This is a genomic window from Vibrio sp. YYF0003 (genome assembly GCF_036350715.1).
Classification (GTDB): Bacteria; Pseudomonadota; Gammaproteobacteria; order Enterobacterales; family Vibrionaceae; genus Vibrio; species Vibrio natriegens.
The window spans coordinates 229,330-246,709 of sequence record NZ_JAZDWA010000005.1 but is presented as its reverse complement, the minus strand read 5'-3'; the positions used below and the strand labels follow the sequence as shown (position 1 = coordinate 246,709).

General features: G+C 44.9%; 19 protein-coding genes. 11 read left to right on the top strand and 8 right to left on the bottom strand.

Going from position 1 to position 17,380, the window contains the following annotated elements:
- Positions 1–106: 106 nt before the first annotated feature.
- The gene (gene rpsB, locus V1U08_RS15910; RefSeq protein ID WP_014232764.1) at positions 107–835 is read right to left on the bottom strand and encodes a 30S ribosomal protein S2; all 729 of its coding nucleotides are present in this window, start codon (positions 833–835) and stop codon (positions 107–109) included.
- Positions 836–1,230: 395 nt separating this feature from the next.
- Here rpsB and map point away from each other — a divergent pair, with 395 nt between their 5' ends.
- The 3 genes from map to V1U08_RS15895 all read left to right on the top strand — a co-directional run bounded on the left by map (position 1,231) and on the right by V1U08_RS15895 (position 5,358).
- The gene (gene map, locus V1U08_RS15905) at positions 1,231–2,109 is read left to right on the top strand and encodes a type I methionyl aminopeptidase (RefSeq protein ID WP_014232765.1); all 879 of its coding nucleotides are present in this window, start codon (positions 1,231–1,233) and stop codon (positions 2,107–2,109) included.
- A 99-nt stretch (positions 2,110–2,208) separates the two neighbouring features.
- Complete coding sequence (gene glnD / locus V1U08_RS15900; RefSeq protein ID WP_330470988.1) at positions 2,209–4,833, top strand: bifunctional uridylyltransferase/uridylyl-removing protein GlnD; 2,625 nt, start codon at positions 2,209–2,211, stop codon at positions 4,831–4,833.
- 141 nt (positions 4,834–4,974) lie between these two features.
- Positions 4,975–5,358 (top strand): DUF3461 family protein, encoded by a 384-nt coding sequence (locus tag V1U08_RS15895; RefSeq protein WP_237315147.1) that lies wholly within the window; start codon positions 4,975–4,977, stop codon positions 5,356–5,358.
- A gap of 84 nt (positions 5,359–5,442) precedes the next feature.
- Here V1U08_RS15895 and truC read toward each other — a convergent pair whose 3' ends face one another.
- Together truC and V1U08_RS15885 are read right to left on the bottom strand one after the other, a co-directional pair.
- The gene (gene truC / locus V1U08_RS15890; RefSeq protein WP_330470987.1) at positions 5,443–6,219 is read right to left on the bottom strand and encodes a tRNA pseudouridine(65) synthase TruC; all 777 of its coding nucleotides are present in this window, start codon (positions 6,217–6,219) and stop codon (positions 5,443–5,445) included.
- 5 nt (positions 6,220–6,224) lie between these two features.
- On the bottom strand, positions 6,225–6,539 hold the full coding sequence (locus V1U08_RS15885) for a YqcC family protein (RefSeq protein ID WP_020335152.1): 315 nt from the start codon (positions 6,537–6,539) through the stop codon (positions 6,225–6,227).
- 79 nt (positions 6,540–6,618) lie between these two features.
- On the opposite strand from V1U08_RS15885, the gene V1U08_RS15880 reads away from it, so the two are divergent.
- Entirely contained in the window at positions 6,619–7,656 is a 1,038-nt protein-coding gene (locus tag V1U08_RS15880; protein WP_330470986.1) for a DUF3549 family protein, read from the top strand.
- A gap of 13 nt (positions 7,657–7,669) precedes the next feature.
- Positions 7,670–7,969 carry a DUF3301 domain-containing protein gene (locus tag V1U08_RS15875; protein WP_014232771.1) on the top strand — a complete coding sequence of 100 codons (300 nt, stop codon included), beginning with the start codon at positions 7,670–7,672 and terminating at the stop codon, positions 7,967–7,969.
- Here V1U08_RS15875 and V1U08_RS15870 read toward each other — a convergent pair.
- Positions 7,929–8,414, bottom strand: coding sequence for a GNAT family N-acetyltransferase (locus tag V1U08_RS15870; RefSeq protein ID WP_020335154.1), 486 nt, complete (start codon positions 8,412–8,414; stop codon positions 7,929–7,931). The genes V1U08_RS15875 and V1U08_RS15870 overlap by 41 nt on opposite strands.
- 1,045 nt (positions 8,415–9,459) lie before the next feature.
- On the opposite strand from V1U08_RS15870, the gene V1U08_RS15865 reads away from it, so the two are divergent.
- Both V1U08_RS15865 and V1U08_RS15860 read left to right on the top strand, forming a co-directional pair.
- Positions 9,460–9,753, top strand: coding sequence for a hypothetical protein (locus V1U08_RS15865; protein ID WP_065297271.1), 294 nt, complete (start codon positions 9,460–9,462; stop codon positions 9,751–9,753).
- Positions 9,750–10,193 (top strand): YaiI/YqxD family protein, encoded by a 444-nt coding sequence (locus tag V1U08_RS15860; RefSeq protein ID WP_014232775.1) that lies wholly within the window; start codon positions 9,750–9,752, stop codon positions 10,191–10,193. Before V1U08_RS15865 ends, V1U08_RS15860 begins: the two co-directional genes overlap by 4 nt.
- A 71-nt stretch (positions 10,194–10,264) precedes the next feature.
- Here V1U08_RS15860 and V1U08_RS15855 read toward each other — a convergent pair whose 3' ends face one another.
- The 3 genes from V1U08_RS15855 to V1U08_RS15845 form a co-directional block, all read right to left on the bottom strand.
- Positions 10,265–11,851: an AbgT family transporter gene (locus tag V1U08_RS15855; RefSeq protein WP_014232776.1), complete on the bottom strand. Its 1,587-nt coding sequence runs from the start codon at positions 11,849–11,851 to the stop codon at positions 10,265–10,267.
- A gap of 229 nt (positions 11,852–12,080) precedes the next feature.
- Entirely contained in the window at positions 12,081–12,206 is a 126-nt protein-coding gene (ykgO, locus tag V1U08_RS15850) for a type B 50S ribosomal protein L36 (protein ID WP_005380299.1), read from the bottom strand.
- Between the two features lie 10 nt (positions 12,207–12,216).
- Positions 12,217–12,471, bottom strand: coding sequence for a type B 50S ribosomal protein L31 (locus tag V1U08_RS15845; protein ID WP_020335158.1), 255 nt, complete (start codon positions 12,469–12,471; stop codon positions 12,217–12,219).
- Between the two features lie 136 nt (positions 12,472–12,607).
- Here V1U08_RS15845 and tsaA point away from each other — a divergent pair, with 136 nt between their 5' ends.
- The 4 genes from tsaA (at position 12,608) to V1U08_RS15825 (ending at position 15,742) form a co-directional block, all read left to right on the top strand.
- Entirely contained in the window at positions 12,608–13,318 is a 711-nt protein-coding gene (gene tsaA, locus V1U08_RS15840) for a tRNA (N6-threonylcarbamoyladenosine(37)-N6)-methyltransferase TrmO (RefSeq protein WP_330471059.1), read from the top strand.
- A 111-nt stretch (positions 13,319–13,429) separates the two neighbouring features.
- The gene (locus V1U08_RS15835; protein ID WP_330470985.1) at positions 13,430–15,145 is read left to right on the top strand and encodes a proline--tRNA ligase; all 1,716 of its coding nucleotides are present in this window, start codon (positions 13,430–13,432) and stop codon (positions 15,143–15,145) included.
- 199 nt (positions 15,146–15,344) lie between these two features.
- Entirely contained in the window at positions 15,345–15,551 is a 207-nt protein-coding gene (locus tag V1U08_RS15830) for a YaeP family protein (RefSeq protein ID WP_014232780.1), read from the top strand.
- Positions 15,551–15,742: a DUF4250 domain-containing protein gene (locus tag V1U08_RS15825; protein WP_330470984.1), complete on the top strand. Its 192-nt coding sequence runs from the start codon at positions 15,551–15,553 to the stop codon at positions 15,740–15,742. The genes V1U08_RS15830 and V1U08_RS15825 overlap by 1 nt, the downstream gene beginning before the upstream one ends.
- Positions 15,743–15,823: 81 nt before the next feature.
- Here the strand turns inward: V1U08_RS15825 and V1U08_RS15820 are convergent, their stop codons facing one another.
- Entirely contained in the window at positions 15,824–17,188 is a 1,365-nt protein-coding gene (locus tag V1U08_RS15820; RefSeq protein ID WP_014232781.1) for a sodium-dependent transporter, read from the bottom strand.
- Between the last annotated feature and the right edge of the window lie 192 nt (positions 17,189–17,380).

The window sequence follows — 17,380 nt, the reverse complement described above, 5'->3', positions numbered from 1 at the left end:
TAAGGTAAAAAACAGGGGCCTAACATTGTTGGCCCCCATTACTAACTATAACTTAGTTTATGCTACACAAAGGTTTCACATAGACCAAGTGTGACTAGAGCCGCTATTATTCAGCTTCTACGAAACCGTCTTTTTCAGCAACTACAGCAACGTCTTTGTTACGACCTTCAGTTACTGCTGAAGCAGCAGCGTTTAGGTATAGCTGTACTGCGCGGATCGCGTCGTCGTTACCTGGGATAACGTAGTCAACGCCGTCTGGGTTAGAGTTAGTATCTACCACAGCGTATACTGGAATACCTAGGTTGTTAGCTTCTTTAATTGCAATGTGCTCGTGATCAGCGTCGATTACGAATAGAGCGTCTGGTAGGCCGCCCATATCTTTGATACCACCAAGAGATTTCTCTAGCTTCTCCATTTCACGAGTGCGCATTAGAGCTTCTTTCTTAGTTAGCTTGTCGAAAGTACCGTCTTGAGACTGAGTCTCTAGGTCTTTTAGACGCTTGATAGACTGACGAACAGTTTTGTAGTTAGTTAGCATACCGCCCAACCAACGGTTGTTCACGTAGTACTGGTTGCTTGCGATAGCAGCTTCTTTAACAGCTTCAGATGCAGCGCGCTTAGTACCTACGAAAAGAACTTTACCTTTTTTCTCGCCAACTTTAGCGATTTCAGCTAGAGCGTCGTTGAACATTGGTACAGTTTTTTCTAGGTTGATGATGTGAACGCGGTTACGAGCGCCAAAGATGAATGGCTTCATTTTTGGGTTCCAGTAACGAGTTTGGTGACCGAAGTGAACACCAGCTTTCAGCATATCGCGCATTGATACAGTTGCCATTTTAAAATCCTCTATGGGGTTAGGCCTCCACATCCCCCATAACTCCGACCAAGCTTCTGCTCAGCACCCCGGAATATGTGACGGAATGTGTGTGATTTAAAGATAAAAGTTTGTCGGATGAAACCAGCTTCGTTGCTATAGCTTTGACTAAGCAAAGAGAACAGACCTCTATTCCGGCGCGCTTTATATCATATTTTAGCTCAAGATGGCTAGTAAAAATTGTTTCTTATACTTTTCATTTTAGGCACGATACCTCCCTACTCAGCCTTAATTCTCTTACTACACTTCAAGTAAGAATGACTCATATTCTTAACTGGCTTGGGTTCACCGCCCGATGTCTGTTAGAATGCGGCCATTCGCACGTTTACGTGCTTACGAATAAGTAGAGAAAGCCAATGTCAATCAAGATTAAAACTGCTGAAGAAATCGAACGCATGCGCATTGCGGGCAAGCTTGCCGCTGACGTTCTAGAGATGATCGAACCGCACATTAAGGTCGGCGTGACGACAGAAGAACTCAACAAAATTTGTCATGAATACGCACTAGAAAAAGGCGCGTACTCGGCACCACTTGATTACCATGGATTCCCTAAATCGATTTGTACGTCTATCAACCACATCGTCTGTCACGGTATTCCAGCCGAGCAAGATGAGGTTGGCAGCAACGGGCAACTTAAACCTGCAGTACTAAAAGATGGCGACATTATTAACGTCGACATTACGGTTATCGTTCCTAACGATGAAAACGCAGACCTGAGCGTTCGCCCTCAAGGTTACCACGGTGACACGTCGAAGATGTTCCTGGTTGGTGAAGTATCGCCAGCTAATAAACGTCTGTGCATGGTAACGCAAGAAGCGCTTTACGTAGGCATGCGTCAGGTTAAGCCAGGTGCTACGGTTGGTGATATCGGTACGGCTATCGAAAAGTACATTAAAGAAAACAATAAGAACAACCCTCGCAACAAGTTCTCTATTGTGAAGGATTTCTGTGGTCACGGCATTGGTGATGAGTTCCATGAAGAGCCACAAGTGGTTCACTACAAGAACAAAGATCGTCGTGTCCTGAAAGAAGGCATGTGTTTCACTATCGAGCCGATGATTAACGCCGGTAAGTTTGGTTGTAGTGTCGATGCACAAGATGACTGGACGGTATACACAGGTGATGGCAAAAACTCAGCGCAATACGAGCACACGATTGTGGTAACGAAAGAAGGTTGTGAAGTCCTAACACTTCGCAGCGACGATACCATTCCTCGCCTGATGAAAAACGCGTAATAATTTCACTCAATCATATCCCCGCCCTCGCGGGGATATTTTTTATCTGCATCAAATTTGTTAGATTGCTAATAGTTTTAGCTTGCACGGATAGCAAATATGTCACTTCAGTCCCCTCTTACGTTTACCGATGACCAAATCAATATCGGGGAACTAAAACAAGAGCTAGAGAGATTTGGCTCAGAACAAAAACAAGAATTTCTTAATCACCATCCTGTTACGAGCTTGGTTCTCGCCCGAGCGGAGTACATGGATTTGCTTCTAAAGCGTTTGTGGCAACACTTTGGCTTCAACGATATTTACAATATCTCTTTGGTTGCCGTAGGTGGTTATGGTCGCGGAGAGCTTCACCCATTATCTGACATTGATATCCTGATTCTTTCGAATAAAAAACTACCAACTTCACTAGAAGCAAAAATCAGCGAGTTCATTACGCTTTTATGGGACCTCAAGCTGGAAGTTGGTCATTCTGTTCGAACTGTTAGTGAGTGTGCGGAAATTGGTCGCCATGACCTTACTGTCGCCACTAATCTTCAGGAAGCTCGGCTGCTGTGCGGCAGCGAAGACACCTTCCAGGCGCTAAAAAAAGTCGTGTTATCCGACTCGTTTTGGCCAAGTGAAACCTTTTATCGTGCCAAAATACAAGAACAGAGAGAGCGTCACGCTCGTTATCACGACACCACATACAACCTAGAGCCTGATATAAAGTCAACACCTGGTGGCCTGCGCGATATTCATACGCTTAGCTGGGTTGCTCGCCGACACTTTGGTGCTACCTCTTTGCTCGAGATGAGTCGTTACGGCTTTTTGACCGATGCCGAGTACCGCGAACTGGTCGAGTGTCAGGATTTCTTATGGCGTGTTCGCTTTGCTTTGCACCTAGAGTTACGTCGCTACGACAACCGCCTGACTTTCGCTCATCAAGCTCAAGTTGCAGAGAGCCTTGGCTACGTTGGCGAGGGCAATCGTGGGGTCGAAATGATGATGAAGGAGTTTTATCGTACCCTTCGTCGTGTTGCAGAGCTGAACAAAATGTTGCTCAAGCTGTTTGACCAAGCGATCATCAATGGTGGCATCACGGAAAATGCTGAAATATTAGATGGCGATTTTCAGCGACGCGGCTCATTGATTGAAGCCCGCAAGCCAGCTTTGTTTCAGGCTCGACCAGAAACCATACTCGATATGTTCTTGCACATCGCGAATGACTCCACTATTGAAGGGGTCAGCCCCCCTACTTTACGTCAGTTGCGAACCGCTCGCCGCCGCTTGAACAAGTTCCTGCATACCATCCCCGCTGCACGTGAAAAATTCATCGCGTTGTGCCGACACCCAAATGCATTGCACAAAGCATTTAGTTTGATGCATCGACTTGGCGTCATGGCCGCTTATCTGCCGCAGTGGAGCCAAATTGTTGGCCAGATGCAGTTTGACCTTTTCCACGCTTATACCGTTGACGAGCACAGCATCCGTTTATTGAAGCACATTCATACGTTTAACGACCCAGCGAATCACGAGAAGCATCCAATTTGTTGCGATATCTACCCTCGCATGCAAAAGAAAGAGCTGCTGATCATTGCAGCAATTTTCCATGACATTGGTAAAGGACGAGGTGGCGATCACTCGGTAATTGGTGAGGGAGAAGCGTATGATTTCTGTATAGAGCATGGGCTATCGAAACCAGAAGCGAAACTCGTCAGCTGGCTGGTAAGACACCACTTGCTGATGTCTGTTACCGCTCAACGACGAGATATCTACGATCCGGACGTGATTACTGAATTCGCCAAAAAGGTTCGTGATGAAGAGTCACTGGAATATTTGGTTTGTCTGACAGTCGCGGATATCAGTGCGACCAATCCAGAACTCTGGAACGCCTGGAAACGTACCCTACTTGCGGAGCTATTTTACTCTACACAGCGTGCTCTGCGTCGAGGTTTGGAAAACCCGGTTGATGTGCGTGAACGCATTCGCCACAATCAACAAATGGCATCAGCGCTGTTGCGCAAAGAAGGGTTCTCAGCGCGTGAGATAGAAGTGTTGTGGCAACGCTTCAAGGCCGATTACTTCCTGCGTCACACCCATACTCAGATTGCGTGGCACTGTGCGCACTTACTGCGTATGGACGATCTAACCAAACCATTGGTGCTGATCAGTAAAAAAGCCACTCGTGGTGGTACTGAAGTTTTCGTTTACAGCAAAGATCAACCAGCGTTATTTGCGACCGTCGTAGCAGAGCTGGACAGACGCAACTTCAACGTGCATGACGCGCAGATCATGACGAGTAAAGACGGTCATGTCATCGATACCTTTATTGTTCTTGACCAACACGGTGAAGCAATCGATGAGTCTCGCCATGCGGCGGTGATCAAACACTTAACTCATGTGTTAGAAGACGGCAGGCCAACAAAGATTAAAACCCGTCGCACCCCGCATAAACTCCAACACTTTAATGTCAAAACCAAAGTGGATTTCTTGCCGACCAGAGGTAAGAAACACACCTTAATGGAATTTGTTGCGTTAGATACCCCGGGCTTACTGGCCAAAGTCGGGCGTACTTTTGCGGATTTGAATATTAATATTCACGGCGCAAAAATTACGACTATCGGAGAACGAGCGGAAGACTTATTCATTCTCACCAGCGGTACAGGCGGAAGACTCAGTGAAGAGCAACAAAATGCGTTGCGAGAGCAGCTCATTGAGACACTTTCTGAGGCGGTCACCGATTAAGTAAAGGAACTCGATTAACGTGGGCAAGAGTGATAGCGATCTTGCCCACAAGTTGAGCAATTTAACTAATTATCAGCTATCTAGCACGTACATAGGCTGCTAAAGTAAAACTGGTATCATTTCCGTATATAGAGGTAGCCTATGTTTCCACACCTCACTGGTTTGGGCATTCAAGACCCAAAACAGATTGAACGTTATTCCCTTCGTCAAGAGGCACATAAAGATGTGCTGAAAATCTACTTCCAAAAACAAAAAGGCGAGCTCTTCGCCAAAAGTGTCAAATTTAAATACCCACGCCAAATCAAAAATGTACTTGTAGACAGTGGCAGTCATCAATACAAAGAAGTCACCGAAATCAATCGCAACCTCACTTTAGTTATTGACGAACTAAATAAAATCACTAAACCAACCAAAGTGGCTGAAGTCGACGTCAAACAGAAAATCTTGTCTGATCTTCGCCATTTAGAAAAAGTCGTATCAAGCAAGATCGCAGAGATCGAAGCGGATCTAGAAAAACTCAAGTAACGATTTAAATACATAAAAATAATAAAGGGGTTGGTAAGTTCACCAACCCCTTTTTCTTTCGTTTTTTAAGAATGAACGAGTCCGTTAGCTCTTTGGACTAACAAGCCCTTCATCCCATTCAAATCGAGCAAATAGCTGCTGCCATGTCTCATCGATATTCGCTTTCATCACGATCTCTTCATTGGTAAATGGATGAACAAAACGAAGCTCTGATGCATGCAATAACAAACGGTGAGAATCAAATTCAGTTCGATACAGTTTGTTGTGCTTACCATCACCATGAGAAGTGTCACCCACTATCGGATGGCGTAAGTGGGCCATATGGCGACGAAGCTGGTGCTTACGTCCCGTTTTGGGTTTCATTTCCACTAGACAATAGCGCGTGGTTGGAAACTTCCCGGTAGAGTACGGCACTTCAACTTTTGCTAGAGGCTTATAAGCTGTGAAAGCTTCTTGCGCTTCTTTTTCCTGAGAAGCGAACTTGTCCGCAATTTTATCCAATTCGACTTTAAGCGCGTAATCTAAAACGCCCTCTTCCTCAATCCAGCCGCGCACGATGGCATGATAGGTTTTTTCCATTTTATGCTCAGCAAACATCGGCATCACTTGAGATGCGACCTCACTGGAAAGTGCGAACACTAGTACTCCAGACGTTGGTCGATCTAAACGGTGCAGAGGAAAAACGTGCTGGCCAATTTGATCACGCAACGTTTGCATGACGAACTGGGTTTCGTGTTTGTCTAACCAACTACGATGTACCAGCATACCGGCAGGCTTGTTCACCGCTACAAAGTATTCATCTTGATAAACAATCTCCAATTCCACTGGAGAAACGGCTTGTGATGTTTCTTGTTCTGACATTGAGGTTACTTACATAGTTCGTCGATAGTTCGGATGGTGACCAATAGCTCAGCGTATTGCGGCTCTTGTTTCCACACCTCTGAAAAATAGGGTTCAATTGAAAAACCACGAGGCAAAGGCTGGTTACTTTCAACCAAAACGCGCATTCGGGCAATAAATATCCACTGTAACCATTCATGTGGATGAAGGGTATCTATCGCAAACGGCTCCACACTTTGTAATGCTTGTGGCGATGGCATCGTTTGTTGCCAAAGTTGGTGCTTGTGCAGTTGCCCTTCAAGTTGGTGAAGTAATTCCGCCAATTTTGTGCTTGTAGTCATTAACTTTTACATATCGAACCTTGAATTAGCCAAGAATGATACCATCTCTTGTGAAAAGAACGTTAGGACGTCGTATTTAATGGAAAACATTCAGACCCTCACTCAATTGCTGCACAACAGCAACTGTGATTATCAAATCTTCGACCTTGGTCGTCGCATCAAGGCCATTGAGCCACAAGTCTTTGCCGATGTGGAAAAAGGACAGTGCCCGTACCCTTTCCCGATGCAGCGCAAAGCACATCTGGCCATCGCTTACTGGAATGAGCAAAAGCAACCTTGGATTTGGTTTCTTAAGTTCGAGCTCGATGAACGCGGCCTATTGAAGCAGTCTGATATTGGTAACTTCATAAAATACGTGGTTGAAGCGATGGGGACGCGTCTGAGTGACGATATGTCTGAAGATCAGCAACAAAAGCTGTCCAATAACCCATATACCTTTAAACCTTCTGAAGACAAAATGGCGGTATTCCATAGCTTAATTCGCTCTAGTTTGGATTTGCCCACCAGCCAGTATTACGAACATACACAGCACTATTTCTCTGGTGGTCTTGGCTGGGAAAACTGGCAGACTGTCGGTTTGCAAGGCATTACCGACATGGCAGCTCGCTTAGGCAAAGAACAAAATGCCGTAGCCCTGCGCAAAGCCATTCACCATCTACCAAACGAGCCTTTGTATGCACTGTTAGGGGCACTAGAACACGTAGACCTTCAAGAGCGTCTTGCAGAGCGTATCGCTGAAAAAGCACACAAAGAGATAGAGAGTAACGAACCCGATCTATTCTTGCTGTCTGCACTCATTCGAGCATTAGCAGGAGCACCTACAAACATCGCTCTTCCTGTGTTAAAAGCGATTCTGCAAAGCCCTCGTCTCAGCCACCAAGAAGTACTGATTGGCATTGCAGGCCGTACTTGGCATCTACTAGCCGACGCAGAAATCGCAGAACAATTCTTACTACGTCTTGCTCAAACTGGCAATCAAACCCTGTTTAATCAACTGTTTGCTGATTTAGTTATGCTGCCAGAACTGAGAATGGTATTGCTGCCATTGCTGCATTCCAGTCCATCCGAAGAGTTGACGCGTGCGCTCGTCAATTTACAGCAAGCGACAAAGGGTTAATAAAGGATTAGGGATGATAGGAGATCTACTGGCAATATTGGGACTGTGCTTTTTCTGTTTTCTATTTTGGCAACAGCGCCGTCAATCTGAACTGGCAAAAGCAGCAATAACAAGGAAATGTGATCAGTTGGATCTCCAATTGGTGAGCATCGCTTTTGGTGCGCATAAACTAAAAACGCCAGATGGACTCTGGCGTTGGCATACTGTGTATCAATTTGAGTTTTCATCCCTTGGCGATGACTGCTACCAAGGGGAATTGACTATGGTTGGTTTCAGGCCGCAGAGCTTTCACCTACCGCCTCATCGCTTGTAAAGGTCATTTCAAAGTAAGGACCGTATAAGTCCTTACTTTCACGGGTGACAACAAAACCAAGTTTTTCCAAAACAGCCAATGAAGCGTGATGGCCACTATTAACATTTGCGGTAACTTTGTGCAGGCCTAACTCTCGACAAGCTTTCGGGAAGAAAGCCTTCAGCGCTTCTGTCGCTAACCCTTTCCCCCAGTAAGCTTTATCAAAGATAAATCCTAGCTCTGGCTCAGAGTCGAGCTGAGAAATAAAGATATGCCCCATATAATCACGGCTGGAACTTTCGAGAACAGCCAGGCTATAAATATTTCTATCATCCAGTATTTTTTCAAATAGCTGTTTAGCAGATGCTACAGTATGCGGACCGTTCATTTCGGCGCGGTTTTTTGCGCAGCAGTTAAGCATTACAAACTCGAGTTGTAACGACTCATCGTAGGGTAGAAGAAGCATTCTTCTGGTCACTATGGCCACATCATTTCCTTGATTACAACAAACCAAAAATACCCGCATATCGCGTATTCTAAAGATACGATTCATCACCTGCGGGGCATAAAACTTTGTAGAAAAGCCAAAAGTAAACCAACTGATTGGAATGGGCACTATTCGATAATTGCTTAATTAACAACATGTTGAATTGCAATTTATTATTATATTGTTCTTATCTTATGATAATAATTTTATTAAAGTCACTAAATGCCATGTAGGAATCGTCTGACAATGTTGTCAGTTCTTAACGACTTCCTTATTTTGGGTTGTATCAGCCATTCGAGCGCAATTAATCGCCTCTTCTCACCAATGACGTCATACTGACCAGATTTAAAGCATTTACTTTAAATAAGAAAAACCCCGACACAAAAGTATCGGGGTCATGATCTTACTCGCAGCAGTCCGGCTACTAAATAATGCTCCATGCATCATCCATAATAGTGACTGAATCCATCAGTCCTGTCCTTCGTCGCCGTCCTAGCGGTGTCCTTATCAATCCTGATAGCCAACATTCCCCGTTAGCGCACTTCACTTGTTCCTTGAGCGGTGTCCGTTGCATCGTCCTGATGCTGTCCTACCTCAATCCTATGAGGGGTCCATTGTCTATCCTTAGTCATCAACATCCTATTGATGATTGTGTCCGTACAATGTCCAGTGCTCCGTGCTTGTTCACTCATCCCAAGTGACCAAATCGTCTTCCTGACGACAACCAATCCGTGGTGCTTTCCTGTTCCGTGTCTGCATCCTGCTGACAAGGTTTAATTTACTCTTTTCTTTTGCAATCACAATCATGCCCACTAACATTTTTTCAGAATTTAATTGTTAAATAAAAGTTAAAATCAAATATATCAATGCATTACAACAAGGTCTTTCTGTTTATCTGCTAAAGAAATCGTTTTCTCTCACACCGCTTGTAAGAGATCTCTCACAAGATGCGATCCAAATTGCCATTCGCTAAATGTAGCCGCTCGACGTATGATGATAACAATATCGTTGTTAAGGATTGAAAATGTTAACCCAAGACGTCACTAAAGAACTGGAAACGGTAATGGAACAGCTCCAACAAGAGGGCAAAGAACCGAGTGTGGCTCTAGTTAAAGCACGAATGAAAACGCCAGTTCCAATGCCTGCACTCATCACTGCGCTTAAGAGCTGGAAGAGCGCTAATCGTGTTCCAAAAATTGAAATCGCCGCACAAAAAACATCGGAAGAAGACCGTCTGACTACGCTTGAAAATACAATCGCCCAATTGACGGCACGTATTGAAGAGCTAGAAAAAAAACTGAGCGAGAAAAAATCATGAAGCTTTGGGTAGACGCAGATGCTTGCCCAAAGGTCATTCGAGAGACCATTGTTCGCGCAGCAGAACGCACCGGTGTTGAATGCACTTTTGTCGCCAACCACATTGTACCTGTTCCGAAAAGAGCAAATATTCATTCGCTTCAAGTACCAGCAGGCTTTGATATTGCCGATAACGAAATTGTGAGACGAGTGGAAGCCAATGATTTGGTGATCACCTCCGATATCCCACTCGCCGATGAAGTGATAACCAAGGGTGCACTGGCATTGAGTTCTCGTGGAGAGCTTTACACCAAAGACACCATTAAAGCACGCCTCAACATTCGTGATTTTATGGACACCATGCGTTCTAGTGGTATCCAAACCGGTGGTCCCGCTTCACTGTCACAAACTGAACGCCGAGAATTTGCCAATCACTTAGATAGAATTCTCGCCAAGCGTTAACCAAACGTCCAAAACGAAGAAAGCCTGCGAAGTTCGCAGGCTTTTTTTGGAGCTGTGTGAGGTGCTTTTTATTACGGCGTGTAGTAAGTTGCCGCGCCTGGACCTACTGGTAGACCAAATACGAATACCCATAGGTAGAACAGCACACTCCAACCTACGATAAAGCAGATTGAGTAAGGTAGCATGGTCGCGATTAACGTACCGATACCTAGATTCTTCATGTAGCGAGTTGCAACCGCTAGAATCAAACCAAAGTAACTCATCATTGGTGTGATGATGTTGGTTGTCGAGTCACCGATACGGTAAGCAGCCTGAATAGTTTCAGGTGCGTAACCCACTAGCATAAGCATTGGTACGAAGATTGGCGCTGTTACAGCCCACTGTGCCGATGCAGAACCAATCATCAGGTTGATGAAGCCACACATTAGAATGAATGCGAAGAACAACATTGGACCAGTCAGACCGATGCTTTGCAGGAAGTCTGCACCCGCAACTGCGAATACCTGACCAAAGTTCGTCCATTTAAAGAAAGCAACAAACTGCGCTGCAAAGAATACCAGTACGATGTACATGCCCATAGAAGACATAGATTTAGACATCGCATCGATAACATCGCGGTCAGTTTTCATCGTGCCTACAACTTTACCGTATACAAAGCCAGGGATAGCAAAGAATACAAAGATGAAAGCAACGATACTTTTCAGGAATGGTGAACCAGCAATAGTACCTGCGTCAGAGCGTAGAACGCCGTCTTCTGGAACGATTGTCCAAGCCAATAGTGCTGATACTGCCAGAATTGCAATACCTGCCAGTTTCAGACCTTTCTTTTCTAGGTCTGTCAGGCCACCCATTTTGTCTTTAGACAGATCTTCTGAGGCTTCTTCTTCGTTGTATTTGCCAAGTTTTGGCTCAACGATTTTCTCAGTAACAAATGCACCCATGCCTGCAATAAAGAAAGTAGAGACAAACATGAAGTACCAGTTTACTTCTGGGCCTACTGTGTAGTTTGGATCGATCATTTGAGCTGCAGTTTCAGTGATACCTGAAAGCAGTGGATCGACCGTACCGATAAGTAGGTTTGCAGAGTAACCACCGGATACACCAGCAAAGGCAGCAGCAAGACCAGCAAGAGGATGACGACCTAATGAGTGGAAAAGCATTGCAGCCAGTGGAATCAGTACCACATAGCCAAGCTCTGATGCTGTGTTAGAAATGATACCAGCAAAGACGACCGTCACTGTAACCATGCGCTGAGAAGCACCCATTACAAGACCACGCATCGCTGCTGAAAGTAGGCCTGAGTATTCTGCAATTGCAACGCCAAGCATTGCTACAAGTACTGTACCTAACGGTGCGAAACCAACAAAGTTTTTCACTAGGTTAGTAACGATAAGTTGTAGACCATCAGCGTTAAGTAAGCTGACAACGTGAATCATACCGTCTGCGGAACGACCACTTGCACCCTCTGGACGAGGGTCCATAACTGAAACTTCGAAGTAACCAGCTATGCCCGACATCACCAAAATGGCTAAACAGAAAATGGCAAATAGTGTAATCGGGTGGGGTAAAAGGTTCCCCAAATATTCGACAGTATCCAAAAAGCGCGTAAACAGCGGCTTTTTAGGCGTGTTTTGTTTAATTGAAGCAGATGAACTCATCTGTTCCCTCCTTGTTTTTATTCCTATGCAAATGTGACAAAGTTGTCAAAAAGCGAGCGAAGGGTACTTGAGTAAAGAGTCAATTCAAAGTCAAAAACGTTACAAAGTGTAACTAATAGACAAACATTTAACCACTTAATATTAAAAATGCAGATATTTCATCCATATAAAACAGATAACTCAACACTATCAATTAAACAAAACCATAATCAACCGAGATAATATATTGCTACTTCTGTACGGCCTTGAATCTAGGGTTCGTTTTACAAATAACGTACAGACGCCCTCTTCGTTTCACTATTTGGCAATCTGGATGACGGCTTTTCGCACTCTTTAATGATTTAACCACTTTCATGTTTTTCTCCTTATTCTTTAGTAAATTGCCCAAAACGACGATTGAAGTTAGCAATACGTCCTTCAGCCTGAACCACACGCTGTTTGCCCGTGTAATACGGATGAGATGCTGACGACACATCCAAAGTCATGTACGGGTACGTTTTACCGTCTTCCCATTCGATGGTTCGGTCAGTTTTAAGGGTTGAACCAACAACAAAATATTTATCTACGCTGGTGTCGTGGAATACCACTGGGCGATATTCAGGGTGGATACCTGGTTTCATCGTGTTTTCCTTTTGAGATTTAATGTTATGTTATAACATTTTAATTAATAACTATTCTCATAAAGAAATGCAAGAGAAATTTGTGGTACTTTCTGCATTAATAGTTTTTGCGTGAAGATACTTAAAGATGTCCACTATGTATTCCATTGAGCCAATTGGCATCATTGAAACTCCATATAAAGAAAAATTCGCGGTTCCTCGCCAGCCGAGATTGGTTCCCGCCGCAAAAGCAAGAGTAAAACTATTAGGCGAAGCAAATAGCCCAGAAGCGGTCAGAGGATTAGAGCAGTTTTCTCATGTGTGGTTGCTGTTTCTCTTCGATCAAAATTTAGAGGCTGGCTGGAAACCGACAGTCAGACCACCACGTTTAGGCGGCAACGAAAGAGTGGGCGTGTTTGCTTCTCGATCGACTTTTCGACCAAATGGCATCGGTATGTCAGCCGTGGAAGTAAAAGGCGTGATCAAGCAGGGTGACCAAATCTACCTGGATCTAGGCAGTGTCGATTTAGTTGATGGCACACCGATTATCGACATTAAGCCCTATATCCCCTACTCGGATTCAATTCCCGATGCGCAAGGTGGTTATGCGGGAGAAGAACCAGAAAAATTGCCTGTTACTTTTTCTTCGCAAGCTCTCTCATCACAAGCGTTAGCAATGGTGAAAAAGCAATCCAATACCGATAATGTACTGTCAGTGATCGAACAAGTCTTAGCGCAGGATCCTCGTCCGGCGTACAAGAAAAACAAGCCAGACAGCAAAGAATATGCGGTAAATTTGTTCGATTTAAACGTCAAGTTTACGGTTAAGGACAACTTAATAACGGTTACCGCGATCGAAAGCTTTTGACAAAGCCAATTGGCTGATATTATAGGCGGCTAACAAATTTCCCATTGTGGGACTTCCATACTCTCGTCAGCACTGACATGAGTAATTAACTTAAATAAACGGATAAATTTAATGCGTACCAGTAATTATCTTCTTTCTACTCTGAAGGAGACTCCAAACGACGCAGAAGTAGTGAGCCACCAGCTCATGCTACGTGCAGGTATGATCCGTAAGCTGGCTTCAGGTCTATACACCTGGCTACCTACTGGTCTACGTGTAATGCGTAAAGTCGAAAACATCGTTCGTCAAGAAATCGACAATGCAGGTGCAATCGAAACTTTGATGCCCGTTGTTCAGCCGTTTGAACTTTGGGAAGAGACAGGCCGCAGCGAGAAAATGGGTCCTGAACTGCTTCGCTTTACTGACCGCCATGAACGTCCGTTTGTTCTTAGCCCGACCGCTGAAGAAGTGATCACTAGCTTGGTACGTAACGAAGTAAGCTCATACAAGCAGCTTCCTTTGAACCTGTACCAAATCCAGACTAAATTCCGTGACGAACGACGCCCACGCTTTGGCGTAATGCGTTCTCGTGAATTCTCTATGATGGATGCCTACAGCTTCGACATCGACAAAGAAGGTCTGCAAAAGTCATACGACGCAATGCACGATGCTTACTGTAAAGCCTTTGACCGTATGGGTCTGGATTACCGTCCTGTACTTGCAGATAGCGGTGCAATTGGTGGTAGCGGCTCTCAAGAGTTCCACGTACTGGCTGAAAGTGGTGAAGACCTTATCGCCTTCTCTACTGAGTCAGACTACGCAGCGAACCTTGAAAAAGCAGAAGCTTTGGCACCTGCGGACTCAGCGCCAGCGCCAACTCAAGAAATGACACTGGTAGACACACCAGATGCGAAAACCATCGCACAGCTGGTAGAACAACACGGTCTTGCGATCGAAAAAACCATCAAGACACTATTCGTTAAAGCGTCTGATGAAGTTGATGCACCGATCATTGCCCTACTCGTACGTGGTGACCACGAACTTAACGAGGTAAAAGCAGAAAACCTTCCACAAGTTGCTGCTCCATTAGAAATGGCAACAGAAGAAGAGATTCGTGCTCTTGTTGGCGCAGGTCCAGGTTCACTTGGTCCGGTTGGCCTTAAACTGCCATTCATCGTTGATCGCAGCGTCGCGGTAATGAGTGACTTCGCTGGCGGTGCTAACATCGACGATAAACACTACTTCGGTATTAACTGGGGTCGTGACGTTGAGCTTGGCCAAGTTGAAGATCTACGTAACGTGGTTGAAGGCGACCCAAGCCCATGTGGTAAAGGTACTCTACAGCTTAAACGTGGTATCGAAGTTGGCCACATCTTCCAGCTAGGCAAGAACTACTCTGAGAAGATGAACTGTGGCGTGCTTGGTCCAGATGGTAAGAACGTTATTCTGGAGATGGGCTGTTACGGCATTGGTGTTACTCGCGTAGTTGCTGCTGCTATTGAACAGAACCACGATAAGTACGGTATCATCTGGCCAGACGCACTTGCGCCGTTCCAGGTAGCAATCGTACCAATGAACATGCACAAGTCAGAAGAAGTGAAAGAAGCGGCTGAGAAGCTGTACGCAGAACTGACCGCTATGGGTGTAGAAGTACTGTTTGATGACCGTAAAGAGCGTCCGGGCGTAATGTTCTCTGATATGGAGCTACTAGGCGTACCGCACACGGTCATCATTGGCGATCGTTCAATGAAAGAAGGCAACTTCGAGTACAAGAATCGTCGTAGTGGTGAGAAAACAGCCGTAGCAATGGCTGATATTGTTGAGCACATTAAAGCTCAACTACAATAAGTTCTAAACAAATCTTGTTGTTAGAAAGGGTTGGCTTCGGTCAGCCCTTTTTTATACCTATATATAGCCCCCATGAACCACCTTTGATTAATCCATGCTCAATGCGAACAACTAATTGAGGCAAGACAAGTCTCTGCTTTGAGTTTCAAATCGGCTATGTGTATATTTGAGAGCAGTTATCACTTTTAAGGATTATGCAATGCAAGTATACGGCTGTTGTGAACTAGTTCGTGAGCTTTACGCTCAAATCGGCAGTGGCGATCAAGCTTATGTGCCACAAGCAATTTCTTGTGCAGTAAAAGCGTTGAATGACGTTGCTGCAAACGAGTCATTACCGCAAGAAACTCGTGAAGCTGCAGCATTTGCCGCGGCAAACTTACTGATTTCTGATTTTGAGGATAAGTAATGAATCTAGCGAATTTTGAGTCTATGGATCCTGTGATGCTGATGAGCATCGTCAACATGAAGCTACGTGATGACTTTGACGGCGATTTGGATAAGCTAGTGGCTTTCTTTGATATTGACCGCTCAGCGCTGGAAGCAAAGCTGGCAACTGCGGGTTTTGATTTCCTTCCAGAAGCCGGTCAGTTCCGTTAATAGGCTAACTTAACCGCAAGAATACAAAAAGGGCTGATGAACAATCATCAAGCCCTTTTCTTTTATCTCTGAATCAGTCGATTATCCGAATGAAGCCCAGATAACGGTAGCCACAAGCACTGGACAAACAAACTTCACGTAAGCTGGCCATACTTTACCAAACCAGCCTAAAGTAAATTCTGGGAAGCCTTGTTCGAGCTCTTTAATCTTCGAGTTACGGCTCCATACCCAGCCACCAAACAGACAGAACAGTAACGCCGCCGTTGGTTGTAAGTACTGAGTCGCCACAGTTGCCACCAAGCCAAACATTGCACCGAAGTTATAAACAATCACGACACTGAACAGAGCAATTAAGCCACCAAGAACCCAGCTGGTTCCGCTGCGTTTGGTATTAAAGCGTTCACTGACCAGCGCTACCGGACACTCAAGCATAGAAATAGATGATGTCAGCGCAGCAATTGTCAGCAATAAGAAGAACACGATTGAGAACAACTGGCCAAGGAGGCCCAGGCTATCAAACATCAGCGGTAATACCGTAAATACCAAGGTATCCGAGCTAAGCAACGAGCCATCATCCGCGTAAATCTGAACACCTTTCTGCATCGCTACGAACATCGCAGGCATAACGACCAGACCAGCAATAAATGCTACGGCGGTATCTACTAGAGTCACGTTCATCGCCATTTTAGGCAGGTTCTCTTTTTTGCTTAAGTAAGAACCGTAAATCAGCATCGAACAGCCACCAATGGTCAGTGAGAAGAAACCCTGCCCCATTGCAGCCAAGATAAGCTTTCTGTCCCAAACTTTTTCAAAGTCCGGTACCAGGTAATGCTTAAGGCCTTCCATTGCACCGTTTTGTGTCATGATGTACACAAACAGCAAGCCAAACAGCACAAACAGTGCAGGCATCAAACGCGTTGACCATTTTTCGATACCTTCTTTAACGCCACCCTGTACGATCAAAACGGTAAGAACATAAAAAGTAATCGTACCGAACAGGTTGCGCTCTACACTGAATCCTTTGAACCAAGCGGTCACTTCTACCAAGCCCATGATGTCAGTGATCGCACCAAGTAAAAAGCAGATCAACCAACCGCCAACAATGGAGTAAAACGCTAATACCGCGCTTGGTACACTCAGACCGATCCAACCGACCAGACCACCAAATTTCTTAGCGACAGGGTTATGAGTCAACGCACGCATGCTATCGACTGGGTTTGCCTGACCATGACGACCAATCGCCATTTCAACCACAAGCATCGGGAAAGCGACGATTAGAATCATCACCAAGTAAACTAACAAAAATGCACCACCACCATTGCTGGCAGCCTGCGTTGGAAAGCCCCAAATATTGCCCAGACCCACTGCCGCACCTGCTGCAGCTAAAATGAATCCGAGACGAGAGCCAAAATGCTCACGAGGCTGAGAAGAATTTTGTTGTGTCATACCACTCACACAATACATCAATGAACTAGTTGGCTAGTACATTATAGAAATATCAACTAATCAGCAAGAGCAAGTAGGTTAAATACTCGACAACAAGAACGATCAGCAGAAATTCAGTTTGTAAAATATTACGTACATCTCAAAGTTTGTCGTAGTGATGCATTTGATGATCAGAGATTACCTAGCAGAACA

Excerpts from the sequence above, each read along its gene's own strand:
- rpsB (WP_014232764.1), bottom strand. The coding sequence starts at position 835 with ATGGCAACTGTATCAATGCGCGATATGCTGAAAGCTGGTGTTCACTTC.
- map (WP_014232765.1), top strand. The coding sequence starts at position 1,231 with ATGTCAATCAAGATTAAAACTGCTGAAGAAATCGAACGCATGCGCATT.
- glnD (WP_330470988.1), top strand. The coding sequence starts at position 2,209 with ATGTCACTTCAGTCCCCTCTTACGTTTACCGATGACCAAATCAATATC.
- V1U08_RS15895 (WP_237315147.1), top strand. The coding sequence starts at position 4,975 with ATGTTTCCACACCTCACTGGTTTGGGCATTCAAGACCCAAAACAGATT.
- truC (WP_330470987.1), bottom strand. The coding sequence starts at position 6,219 with ATGTCAGAACAAGAAACATCACAAGCCGTTTCTCCAGTGGAATTGGAG.
- V1U08_RS15885 (WP_020335152.1), bottom strand. The coding sequence starts at position 6,539 with ATGACTACAAGCACAAAATTGGCGGAATTACTTCACCAACTTGAAGGG.
- V1U08_RS15880 (WP_330470986.1), top strand. The coding sequence starts at position 6,619 with ATGGAAAACATTCAGACCCTCACTCAATTGCTGCACAACAGCAACTGT.
- V1U08_RS15875 (WP_014232771.1), top strand. The coding sequence starts at position 7,670 with ATGATAGGAGATCTACTGGCAATATTGGGACTGTGCTTTTTCTGTTTT.
- V1U08_RS15870 (WP_020335154.1), bottom strand. The coding sequence starts at position 8,414 with ATGCTTCTTCTACCCTACGATGAGTCGTTACAACTCGAGTTTGTAATG.
- V1U08_RS15865 (WP_065297271.1), top strand. The coding sequence starts at position 9,460 with ATGTTAACCCAAGACGTCACTAAAGAACTGGAAACGGTAATGGAACAG.
- V1U08_RS15860 (WP_014232775.1), top strand. The coding sequence starts at position 9,750 with ATGAAGCTTTGGGTAGACGCAGATGCTTGCCCAAAGGTCATTCGAGAG.
- V1U08_RS15855 (WP_014232776.1), bottom strand. The coding sequence starts at position 11,851 with ATGAGTTCATCTGCTTCAATTAAACAAAACACGCCTAAAAAGCCGCTG.
- ykgO (WP_005380299.1), bottom strand. The coding sequence starts at position 12,206 with ATGAAAGTGGTTAAATCATTAAAGAGTGCGAAAAGCCGTCATCCAGAT.
- V1U08_RS15845 (WP_020335158.1), bottom strand. The coding sequence starts at position 12,471 with ATGAAACCAGGTATCCACCCTGAATATCGCCCAGTGGTATTCCACGAC.
- tsaA (WP_330471059.1), top strand. The coding sequence starts at position 12,608 with ATGTATTCCATTGAGCCAATTGGCATCATTGAAACTCCATATAAAGAA.
- V1U08_RS15835 (WP_330470985.1), top strand. The coding sequence starts at position 13,430 with ATGCGTACCAGTAATTATCTTCTTTCTACTCTGAAGGAGACTCCAAAC.
- V1U08_RS15830 (WP_014232780.1), top strand. The coding sequence starts at position 15,345 with ATGCAAGTATACGGCTGTTGTGAACTAGTTCGTGAGCTTTACGCTCAA.
- V1U08_RS15825 (WP_330470984.1), top strand. The coding sequence starts at position 15,551 with ATGAATCTAGCGAATTTTGAGTCTATGGATCCTGTGATGCTGATGAGC.
- V1U08_RS15820 (WP_014232781.1), bottom strand. The coding sequence starts at position 17,188 with ATGACACAACAAAATTCTTCTCAGCCTCGTGAGCATTTTGGCTCTCGT.